Origin of the sequence: Galbibacter marinus (assembly GCF_000300875.1) — a bacterium.
Taxonomy (GTDB): Bacteria; Bacteroidota; Bacteroidia; order Flavobacteriales; family Flavobacteriaceae; genus Galbibacter; species Galbibacter marinus.
The window spans coordinates 117732-129549 of the sequence record NZ_AMSG01000005.1; the positions used below are offsets into that span (position 1 = coordinate 117732).

Below are 11818 nucleotides of genomic sequence, written 5' to 3' on the forward strand. Positions count from 1 at the left end.
TTTAGTTTTGTAAAATTCCTATTTCTCCATAAGTGGCATTTGGTTTTTCCCCTGCTACTTTTAGTGCTTTTAATTTTATAAATCTCGCTTTGGAAGACTCAAAATAAATTTCCTGTCTAATTCTGTTATTGACAATATTTCCAAATTCTCCCTTGGATATCACGGTCCAATTTCCCCCATCCATAGACACTGAAAACTCATAATCTGTAATAATTCCGTGAGGGAATCGAGCCTGCATTGGTGTGTATGAAAAACCTTTGAGGCCCATCGAACTTCCAAGGTCCACAATCACCTGATTTTGATCCTTAATCGAAGTGGTGTAGAAACTATCACTATTAGCATCGATTACATGAGATGATTTTTCTCCCCCTTTAACAATACTCCAATCCTTTTTGGAAACTTCTAATTTTTGCTCCGTAATTCCAGTTTTTTGCTCGGTTTCTGGGTTATAAGCAAACATTTTGAGCATCGATTCATTCTCTACAATAAAAGGATCTGTATACCTTGTAGAACTCAAATCAGGCATTGAGCCATCAAGCGTATAATAAACCTGAACCTTTGTATCTGGCACCTTAAGGGTAAGTGTTCCATCCTTATCTCTTTTTATCTCTGGCGCCACTAACAGGGTAGGTGCATTGTAAATACTGATATTAGAAAGCAGGATCTCCCCTTTCGAAGCTTTGATACGAATTCTAATTTTAGAAGATCGTACAGTATCGAATCGAAGAATCCTTTTATTCCCTATAGTTGTTTGACTATCGATCAATTGCCATTTTCCATCTACTTCAGCCTCTAGGGTAAATTCAGAGACTCGTTGACCTAGACTTATAAACTCTTGCAGCAGAATTCTATTAAAAGTAGTAGGTTCATTAAATTTTAATACTACACTGGCAGTATCTATTGCTTGTCCACTTGCCCAATAACTTCCATCGTCTGAATCATTTAGATTATCAGCCTTATATCCTCTACCTCTACTACTTGAAGCCTGTACATGAGCTTTCAAAGCGAGGTCTTCTGCAAAATCTTTATCGATCTGTTCTTTTAATCGCATCAACTGAATGGAATCCTTAGGATGTATTAATCCCCTATCATCCACAGGGATATTGAGTAGTAAATTAGAATTGCGTCCAATGGATTGATAATAGATATCCAAAAGATGCGTCAGAGTTTTCACCTGATGATCTTCCGAGGCATGATAATACCATCCTGGACGAATAGATACATCACATTCCGCAGGTAACCAATGTGTCCCGTCGTAATGACCTCCTCTGAGTTCTTTATAGCGAGGCCATCCTGGGTAAATTTCATCTCTTCGCATTATACTCCAGTTAGTCTCATTGGCCCAACCCTCTTCGTTTCCAACCCATCGAATATCTGGCCCATTGTCCCCAAAAATAACCGCCTCTGGTTGTAGCTCCCGCACTATAGCTATTGTTTTATCCCACTGGTAATATGTTTTATTATCAATTTCACGCCTTTCGTTGGCTCCTCCATAGTAACCCGTTCCACCGTTAGCGCCATCAAACCATACTTCGAATATAGGACCATAGTTAGTTAGTAATTCCCGTAGCTGTTCATGAAATATATCCACATACCTATCGGTTCCATAAAACTCACTATTTCGATCCCAAGGAGAAAGATATACACCAAACTTAAGTCCATGCTTCTTACTGGCTTCGGCCAACTCCTTTACCAGGTCACCTTCTCCATTTTTATAAGGTGAGTTTTTAATGGAATGTTCTGTTGTTTTTGTAGGCCACAAGCAAAACCCGTCGTGATGCTTTGCCGTTAATATCACCCCTTTCATCCCGGCATTCTTCACCGTTTCAACCCATTGCTCAACGTCTAATTCTGTAGGGTTAAAAAGAGAAGGATCTTCACCACCAAGTCCCCACTCCATATCGGTAAAGGTGTTCATATTAAAGTGAAAAAACGCATAATACTCTAACTCCTGCCATTTAAGCTGTCTCTGTGATGGAACTGGCCCTAAGGCTTGAGGAGGATCTTCCATGCAGCTTATCATTGACATTGCAATGGAGACAAAAAAAAGATAATGCTTGATCATATACGGTTGCGTTTAATTGTTAGTTTTAGAGTTTAAGGAAACATCCAATATCAGTGGCTGATCTGCCTTTAAAGAAAGTTTCTTTTTAATATCACCATATTTGACCTCAACACTTTTTGTCTCAGGTGATACTAAGCTAAGTTGTGTTAATTTATTTTGATCCCAGGTAATACCGACCTCAATATTACCCCGTGCTTTAATCCCACTAATGGATCCCTCACTCCAATTCTCTGGTAAACTAGGTAATATCCTAAGAAAATCCTCATGAGATTGAAGTAGCAATTCGATCACACCAGCAGTATATCCGAAATTACCATCAATTTGAAATGGAGGGTGTTCATCAAATAAGTTATCAGCTATCGAAATTTGAAAAAATTTATTAATATTTTCCTCAGCAGAAGCCTTATCAAACAAACGAGCATTAAAGCTAATCATCCATGCGCGACTCCAGCCAGTTCCTGCTCCTCCATGTTCTAATCGGTAATCAATAGTTTTTTTAGCCGCCTTGAACTGCTCTGGTGTTGCCTCCGTGATAGCATCTCCTGGATGTAGGGCATAGAGATGCGAAAGATGTCTATGTCCTTTTTCAGGCTCCTTGTAAGGTTTGTCCCATTCCAGTATTCTTCCATCTTCACCCAGAACAATTCCTGGAGTAAGGTCTGCGCGTTTAGCTTTCAGTTCTTGGGTAAATTCATCGTTTATATTTAGAACTTTTGCCGCCGAAAGAGCATTATCAAAAACCTCTGCAATAATTTGATGACCCATAGCCGCTCCTTTAGATACCGCAGCTGGTTTTCCATCTGCCGCTAAATATGAATTTTCTGGAGAGGTTTCTGGATACGAAACCCATTTACCGGTTGTAGCATCTTTTTGCAACCAATCCATATAAAACAAGGCAATTTCTTTCATAAATGGATACGCTCTGTTTTCTAAGAAGTCAGCATCTTGAGTAAATCGATAATGATCCCAGTAATGCTGAGCGAGCCACCCACCACCGTGGATCCAAGATCCCCAATAGGGTTGAGAAGAAAACATAAATGCCGGTGCCCACAGATCAGTTGTATGATGCATCACCGCACCCCTTTGTATCCCATATTGCTCTTTAGCAGTCTTTTTTCCACGTTGCAGCAACCGATCTGAAAAATCAAATAAGGGCTGCTGTAATTCGCTAAGATTCGCCACCATTGATGGCCAATAGTTCATTTGTAAGTTAATATTTAAATGGTAATCGGCATTCCAAGGTGCTGAAATATGATTGTTCCAAATTCCTTGTAAATTGGCTGGATTAGTTCCTTCTCTTGAACTGGAAATTAAAAGATATCGTCCATAGTCAAACAACTTGGTTTGTAAATCCAAATCCACCTGTCCGTCTTTGTAACGTTGTAACCTTTTATCAGTAGGTAAAGAATCTAGATCGGAACTACCAAGACTAAAATTCACTCGGTCGTAGAACTCTCCAAAATCCTGGCTGTGTCTACGAAGTAGCTCGTCAAAAGATTTTGAGGCCACCTCATTTAAATTCTCCTGAGCCTTAGCCTTAAAATCCTGATGATAAAAAGAGGTTTTAGTCACCAGATAAATGACCGCTTTTCTAACGCCTCTTAATTCTAAAATCCCATCAGAAGGTTCAATAGTCCCTCCCTCTGTGGTAGCCCTTAGTCGGGTTTGAAATTCGACGCCTTCCTGCATTGGATAGGGTTTATTTTCAACCACTCCACCGCGTTGGGTGACCATACCATCCATAATGAGTTCATCACTATTATGAGTTGTAACTAATACTGTAGGAGCGCTTTTATCCATAGGTCTGGAGAGCTGTATATCAAAATCAAGACCTTTCTCAGCTGTTGTTTCAAGAGAAATAATCAAGGCATCATCCACATTAGAAGCGATAATTTTTTCAGTAAATTGATCCCCGTCAACCTTATAAGATACAGTAGCCACGGCCTTATCCAAATCGAGTCCACGGTAATAATCCGTTACTTCACCTTTGCGTTTAAAATCTAAGAAAAGATCCCCAGCGGTTTGATGGGATCTTGTGACCTCCAAATGTGAAAACTTATCGACTATAAACTTATCAGCCTGATGAACCTTACCCTGATCAATCAAAGCTCGTAAAGCTACTAAGTCTTCCACCGTTCCTTTACTATCCCCTAATGTAGGACCGCCTGGCCACATAGAATCTTCATTGAGTTGCAGGTGTTCTATATCAGGGTTTCCAAAAATCATGGCACCTAATCGTCCATTACCTACAGGAAGGGCTTGCATCCAATCTTCGGCCGCTTGCTCATACCACAATTCATCCACTTCCACGCCCTTATTTTGGGCATCCCGCTGGTTACATCCAACACTTATTAAGGTAATTAAAGCCAGGGTTAAAGATTGTATTCTCACTTTTATTTCTTTTTTTATTTATAAATTATAAAATCGCACCGCATTTTCACCCATGACCTTATCTAGATCTAAAGGAGAATAAAAATCGGAGATAATGGAATGCACCTGCTGATAACTTGCCGCTAGTAAACACACCGGCCAGTCCGAGCCAAACATGATTCGATCGGTCCCAAAGGCTTCAGTTACTAGTTCTAAAAACACTGTAAAATCATCAGAGGTCCATTTAAAATTATCGGTTTCTGTCACCATACCCGAGACTTTACAATACAGGTTTTCACGGTTAGCCAACTCCTTTATTTCACTGGCCCACTTGTAATCTAGCCCCTTGGATATCCTAGGTTTGGCAATGTGATCAAGCACAAATTTTTGTTTAGGAAATTTATCAACCAACCTGATGGCTTCCGCTAGCTGTGGTGGTTTAATTAAAATATCATAGGTCATATTAAATGCGCCCAAACAACCAATACCATTTTCAAATCCTTGGTTACCCATAAAACCTAAAGGTTCATCCTGTACAATATGTCGTATCCCTTTAAATTTATCGAAGGTGGAGAAATAGGACAATCGCTCCTCTAGATTTTCTTTCAAAAGATCCACCCAACCGACCACACCTTTGATAAAATCGTATTGATCTGCTAATGATAACAAAAAATGAGTTTCATCTTCCGATTGGTCTGATTGCACAGCAACGCAACCATCCAAATTACACTGCTTTAGTAACACCTCAAGATCTTTGGGTGTAAAATCACGTTGTATAGCACTCATTTGATCTGTAATCCAAGCATCACGCTTGGGGTCATAATTCCAAAAATGTTGGTGGCTATCAATATACATAGCTTAACTTTGTTGGTAGGCTTTCGCTGTTTGTTTTGATACTCCTAACCCTTCAATTCCTAACTCTACCACATCCCCAGCTTTAAGGTAACGTTGTGGACTTAGGCCCATTCCTACCCCTGCCGGCGTTCCCGTGGAAATCACATCTCCTGGTAATAAAGTCATAAATTCACTAATATAACTCACTAGAGTCTGTACATCAAAGACAAAATCTTCAGTGTTGCTATTTTGCATCAGTTCTCCGTTTAGTTTTAACCAAAGTTGTAAATTATTTGGATCCTTGATCTGGTCTGAAGTAGCAATAAATGGTCCTAAAGGCGCAAAGGTGTCACATGATTTTCCTTTGACCCATTGTCCACCGCGTTCTATTTGATATTCACGCTCACTGTAATCATTGTGGAGCACATATCCAGCCACATGATCCAATGCATCCTCTTTAGACACATAAGAAGCTTTTTTTCCTATAACCACTGCTAGTTCCACTTCCCAATCAGTTTTTACGCTATTCTTAGGAATAACCACATCATCAAAAGGACCTACTATAGCTGAAGTTGCCTTAAAAAATAATACTGGTTCCTTTGGAGTATCCATACCGCTTTCTGCAGCATGTTTAGCGTAGTTTAACCCTACACAAATCAGTTTAGATGGACGAACAAGCGGAGATCCTAATCTGATTTGATCAGAAACCTCAGGACAAGAGTCCAAATGATCCTTTAACCATTCACGCAAACGATTGACTCCTGAATCGCCAAAAAAGTTTTCATTGTAATCTTCTCCAAAAGCGCTCACATCGATGCGCTTACCATTTTCAAGTTGCAGTCCTGGTTTTTCCTGTCCTACTGCTCCAAATCGAATTAATTTCATTTTTATTATTTTTTACTCTATGTACGTTTTTTTACTTTTTCTTTTTCTATCCTTTATCCGTTTAATTTAATAAATCCACCATCGATTGGGAAATTAGTCCCTGTGATAAACGAGGCCGAATCACTGCATAAATAAAGGGCTAAGTTAGCAACTTCCTCTGGAGTTCCCATGCGACCAATAGGCTGTGTTTTGGATAGCTTCTCGAACATTTCCTCTTCCTTACCCGGGTAATTCTTTGCAATAAATCCATCCACAAATGGAGTGTGTACTCTAGCGGGTGATATACAATTACACCGTACATTATCCGAAAGATAATCTTTGGCAACTGAGTAGGTCATCGTAAGGACAGCTCCTTTAGACATTGAATACGCAAAGCGATCTGAAATCCCCACAACTGAAGCAATTGAGGCCATATTTATAATCACTCCGCCTCCATTACCTTTAAAGTGTGGAAGAATCCCATAGATACAATTGTACACTCCCTTTACATTCACCTCGTAAATGCGATCAAGATCCTCTTCGGGTGTTTGTTCTATAGTTCCTACATGAGCAATTCCAGCATTGTTTATTAAGATATCCACTTTTCTTTCTCGGCCAATTTCATCCAAAATAGAAACCACTTCTTTATGATTGGAAACATCACATTTTCTCCAATCCCCCTGCCCTCCACTAGAGGTGATCTCATATAAAGTCTCAGCTGCATTGTCTTTGTTATATTCCAATATATACACAAATGCGCCACTTTTAGCAAAAGTAGTTGCAATCGCCTTTCCTATTCCACTTCCACCGCCTGTTACTATGGCGGTTTTATTTTTTAAACTAAATCCTGACATCTTTCCGGTATCTATTTATTAGATTTAAAATACTTTTTTTTTATTTTAAAACAACTTCCACAACAGTAACTATCGAGTCCTGTTTATTCTCTGGAATCTCAATAGTAACACCCTGTTTATTCTTTTTATACTTAATCTTTGATTGATCCTTATAAAGAAGTACCTCCTTTATTTTTCCATCCAATCCATGGAGGGAAATATCAGATTCATAAGATCCATAAAAATGCAAGTACACCCGCTTGTCTTTTTGAGTGGATGTCATAACGCCCTCTATACTAACAGGGCCTTTTTGAGTTTGGTAAATGGTCTGTCCATATTGATCCATCCATTGCCCTATGAATTTTAAGTTTTCAACATGCTGCGGTTGAATCTTCCCGTTTGGCATTGGCCCAACATTAAGTAGTAGGTTGGCTCCATTTCCAAAGGTCTGCACCATAAACTGAATCAACTCTTTTTTACTCTTTTCCTTGGTATCCTGAAGATTAAAACCCCAAGAAGTATTCATCGTCTGACAACTTTCTAAGGGTAATTGACTAATCCCTGCTCCACCAAAACCAGTGGTGTTTGCTCCAGGTAAATCCTTCTCAAACATCTGAAAATCCTCTCCTTCAAAAGGCATCTCGTGATGATTATTACCAATTAATAAGGCTGAATTTATCTGGTGAATCATTTGGTAGGTATTGCTGAGCTTCCAATCATTTCCGCTAATTCTGTAATCAACCTCACGATGCCAATCCTCCTTGTGAGGAGCCTGATCCCACCATCCGTCAAACCAAAATCCAGCGATATCGTAATTCTCCGCCAACTCTCTAATTTGTGCATCCTGATAGTCTAGATACGCATCCCAATCTCCGGTCTCAGGTCTACCTGTTTTTCTTCCAGTCCAACCTCTTGGATAAAAATCAGGATGATCCCAATCCAATTGCGAATAATAAACAAAGAGTTTAAGGCCCTGTTCTTTACAAGCCTCTTCCAACAACCTAAGCACATCCTTCTTATAAGGAGTAGATTTAACAACCGTATAATCTGAAACCCTAGAATCATACATCGCTAAACCATCATGATGTTTCGAGGTAAAAGTGATGTATTTCATCCCAGCCTCTTTGGCTAAGGAAACTATCGCCTGAGCATCAAATTCTGTAGGATTAAAAAATGAAGGCAATAATCGGTAACGCTGCGCAGGTATATCTTGATTATTCATCACCCATTCACCATCGCCAAGTATACTGTATACTCCCCAGTGAATAAACATTCCAAATCGGGCATCTTCAAACCATTCCCTAGCCTCCAAGTTTTCCTGAGACGGGACATACTTCTCTTGAGCCATCGTGGTGGTGGTGATCAATCCTAAAAGGCAAATGTAAAGGCAAATAGTTTTCATCTATTTGGTTTTTAGGTTAATGTATATGTTAATTTTAAGAATTCATCCAGGCTTCCCCATTTGGAAAGCTATACTTCTCTAACGATTCTTGTTTCATTGTGATACTGTATCCAGGCATTTTAGGTGGCATATAAGCTCCGTTTTTTATATCTACAGGATCTAGAAAATGCTCGTGTAAATGATCCACAAATTCAATAACCCGTTCCTCCATACTACCACTAATGGCAATAAAATCGATCATAGAAAGGTGCTGCACATACTCACAAAGCCCCACCCCACCAGCATGTGGACAAACAGGTATTCCAAATTTGGCGGCCATTAACATAATAGCCAAATTCTCATTAACCCCTCCTACTCTGCAGCTATCGATCTGGCAGATTTGAATAGCTCCAGCTTGCATTAGTTGTTTAAATATAACTCTATTTTGACAATGCTCACCGGTGGCAACCTTGATAGGAGACACCGATTTAGCGATTTTGGCATGACCTAAAATATCATCTGGACTTGTAGGTTCTTCTATCCACCATGGGTTAAATTGCTTTAAGGATTCCATATTTTCAATTGCTTGATCCACATCCCACTTTTGATTGGCATCCATCATTAATTTTAAATCCTCCCCGATTTCTTCTCTAATAATAGCCGCACGCCTGATATCATCTTGAAGGTTAGATCCCACCTTTATTTTCATATGCTTAAAGCCTTGTACTTTGGCCTCTCGACAAAGCCTTCTCATTTTCTCGTCCGAATAACCTAGCCAACCTGCAGAGGTGGTATAGGCTGGATAACCATGGGTTTTCAAATACTCAATACGGGCTGCTTTTCCAGATTCTTTAGATTTTAAAAACGCAATGGCTTGCTCTGGTGTTATCACATCGGTGATATAGGTAAAGTCAATACAACGCACTAATTCTTCTGCACTCATATCGGCAAGAAGCTTCCAAAGTGGTTTACCTTCCACCTTAGCATACAGATCCCAAACCGCATTAACGATCGCACCAGTTGCTAAATGGATAACCCCTTTCTCAGGTCCCAACCACCGCAGCTGACTATCTCCTGTAATCATTTTCCAGAAGCCGCCCATATCAGTGGTGAATTCTTCTAGTTTTTTCCCTTTAATTAATGGTGCCAAACTAGCGATAGCGGCCGTACATAACTCATTTCCTCTTCCAATGGTAAAGGTAAGACCGTGTCCCTGGAAATCGGAATGGTCCGTTTGTAAAATCACATAAGCAGCTGAATAATCTGGGTCAGTATTCATAGCGTCAGATCCATCCAGAGTCTTACTGGTTGGAAATCGAACGTCTTTTATAATAATATCCGTTATGGTCATTTCTTTGAAATGCTAAAATTGCTTTTTTCAAATGTAATAGCAATTTCGTCATATTACCACCACAGAATTCACAAAACATGATACTATTTTTGCCCTTAATACTTAACACCAAATTTTTTTGTGTATTGAGAAGGCGTCATGTTTTTGACCAGTTTGAACTGTCGATTGAAATTAGAGATATTATTAAATCCAGAATCATAACATATATAAGTAATTCTCAGCTTGTTCTCGATCAACAACTTACAAGCATATCCAACTCTGATTTCATTTAGATAATTGGTAAAAGTAGTTCTGTGTATTCGTTTAAAAAATCGGCTAAAGGCTGCATTGTTCATATTTACCACCTCCGCTACATCTGAAGAACTAATTGGGTTTCTAAAATTCTCATATATAAACTCGTAAATCTTCTTGAGATTGGAGTTTTCCTCTTTTTCAAATGATTTTTTAAATCCAGCAGTCGAAAGTATTTGATAATTTTTATGTTCAGATAATTGCGCTAGTAAATCCAATAAAGTGATGGTCTTCATAAGGGGTGAGCGATTTTTATTTTCAGAAAGGCTGATGAATTTATTAATAAACCTTTTTGGAAGTCTACGAAAACATATCCCCAATTCTGACCTTTGCAAAAGATCCTTCACGGGTTTCAATTCGAAGGTGTTGAAAAAATGATCGCCTAAAAAATCTTCACGAAAATGCACCGAAATAGCATCGGCATAATGCTCATCATCAATACCGTCTAACTTGATTCCATCATTCATCCACATATGAGGAAGGTTTGCTCCAATGAGTACCACATCGCCTACGGCAAAGGGTTCAATGTTATCTCCAATAAAGCGTGTTCCAGTACTTTCAAGAATAATAACTAGTTCAAGCTCTGGGTGATAATGCCATACTTTTAAAAAATGAGGGTGTCTATTTCTAGTAATAGAAAAGGAATTTTGTTGAGAGTTAGTACGATCTAAAAAATGAAGCTTCATCAGTTTTAAAACTATTCCTCTAAATTACAAAAATTTCAGTTCTACCAAAGTAAAGCCTTTATTGAACCCTAGCTAAAAGTCACTACACTTACTAGATATGCACCAAGCAGTACAAAATATATTCTAGTCCAGAACCTAGCTTTTGTTAATTACCAATTTTTAAAACCCACAAATTTTCTATTTTTGTAAAAAATTATAACGAATGCTTATTATAGGAATAGCTGGTGGGACTGGTTGTGGAAAAACAACAGTAGTCAATCAAATTATCAATGAACTCCCTGAGAACGAAGTTGGCGTAATCTCTCAGGACTCCTATTATAAGGACACCTCACACCTGAGTTTCGAGGAACGAACAAAAATTAATTTTGACCATCCTAGGACCATCGATTTTGATTTGTTATACGAACATTTACTACAATTAAAAGACAATCAAATTATCGAGCAACCTGTGTATTCCTTTGTAAAACACAACCGTACAAAAGATACCATATTAACACACCCAAGAAAGGTGATGATTGTCGAAGGAATCCTTATATTGACCAACCCAAAGTTACGTGAGTTATTTGATATTAAAATTTTTGTACACGCAGATTCGGATGAGCGGTTAATACGAAGAATTAAAAGGGATATTACAGAACGAGGAAGAGATGTCAATGAGGTGCTTACCAGATATCAAACAACCCTGAAACCAATGCACCAACAATTCATAGAACCATCCAAAGAATTCGCGGATATTATTATACCAAACAATAAATACAACACCGTAGCCATTAACATAGTACGTACTATTATTAACGAGCGTCTGATATAAGCATGACATTTAAAGAACTTAGAAAATCCAGGTGGTTTAAATTTTTTTCCAATATATATGTATTGGTACTCACCCTGTTTGTGGTTTGGATGCTATTTTTCGACACCAACTCTTGGTGGTTCACCCATAGGGAGCTCAATAATGAAATTGAAAAACTCCAAAAACAAAAAATTCATTTGCAAAAAGAAATTGCAGATGATAAAAAGATTCTAAAGAATCTTAAAAGCAAGGAGGATCTCGAAAAATACGCTCGCGAGAAATATTACCTAAAAAAGGACGGTGAAGAAATCTACTTGATAGAATATCAAGATAGTATCAAAAAGGATTAGCAA

At 38.5% G+C, this 11818-nt stretch carries 10 protein-coding genes; 2 read left to right on the forward strand and 8 right to left on the reverse strand.

Annotated elements, in window-relative coordinates:
- Nucleotide 1 precedes the first annotated feature (1 nt).
- From I215_RS05945 to I215_RS05980, 8 genes are all read right to left on the reverse strand, one after another.
- Nucleotides 2–2065: an alpha-L-fucosidase gene (locus tag I215_RS05945; protein WP_040459892.1), complete on the reverse strand. Its 2064-nt coding sequence runs from the start codon at nt 2063–2065 to the stop codon at nt 2–4.
- A 12-nt stretch (nt 2066–2077) separates the two neighbouring features.
- On the reverse strand, nt 2078–4456 hold the full coding sequence (locus I215_RS05950) for a glycoside hydrolase family 95 protein (RefSeq protein ID WP_008991061.1): 2379 nt from the start codon (nt 4454–4456) through the stop codon (nt 2078–2080).
- 18 nt (nt 4457–4474) lie between these two features.
- A complete protein-coding gene (locus tag I215_RS05955) occupies nt 4475–5290 on the reverse strand; it encodes an amidohydrolase family protein (protein ID WP_008991062.1) in 816 nt (271 codons plus the stop codon).
- Between the two features lie 3 nt (nt 5291–5293).
- Nucleotides 5294–6154 (reverse strand): fumarylacetoacetate hydrolase family protein, encoded by an 861-nt coding sequence (locus I215_RS05960; protein ID WP_008991063.1) that lies wholly within the window; start codon nt 6152–6154, stop codon nt 5294–5296.
- A gap of 53 nt (nt 6155–6207) precedes the next feature.
- Nucleotides 6208–6987 (reverse strand): SDR family NAD(P)-dependent oxidoreductase, encoded by a 780-nt coding sequence (locus I215_RS05965; RefSeq protein WP_008991064.1) that lies wholly within the window; start codon nt 6985–6987, stop codon nt 6208–6210.
- 40 nt (nt 6988–7027) lie between these two features.
- The gene (locus I215_RS05970) at nt 7028–8368 is read right to left on the reverse strand and encodes an alpha-L-fucosidase (RefSeq protein WP_008991065.1); all 1341 of its coding nucleotides are present in this window, start codon (nt 8366–8368) and stop codon (nt 7028–7030) included.
- A 34-nt stretch (nt 8369–8402) separates the two neighbouring features.
- Entirely contained in the window at nt 8403–9698 is a 1296-nt protein-coding gene (locus I215_RS05975) for an L-fuconate dehydratase (RefSeq protein WP_008991066.1), read from the reverse strand.
- A gap of 95 nt (nt 9699–9793) precedes the next feature.
- Nucleotides 9794–10675, reverse strand: a complete 882-nt coding sequence (locus I215_RS05980) for an AraC family transcriptional regulator (RefSeq protein ID WP_008991067.1) — start codon at nt 10673–10675, stop codon at nt 9794–9796.
- 202 nt (nt 10676–10877) lie between these two features.
- On the opposite strand from I215_RS05980, the gene udk reads away from it, so the two are divergent.
- A complete protein-coding gene (gene udk, locus I215_RS05985; RefSeq protein ID WP_008991068.1) occupies nt 10878–11486 on the forward strand; it encodes a uridine kinase in 609 nt (202 codons plus the stop codon).
- A gap of 2 nt (nt 11487–11488) precedes the next feature.
- Nucleotides 11489–11815: an FtsB family cell division protein gene (locus I215_RS05990; protein WP_008991069.1), complete on the forward strand. Its 327-nt coding sequence runs from the start codon at nt 11489–11491 to the stop codon at nt 11813–11815.
- Nucleotides 11816–11818 lie beyond the last annotated feature (3 nt).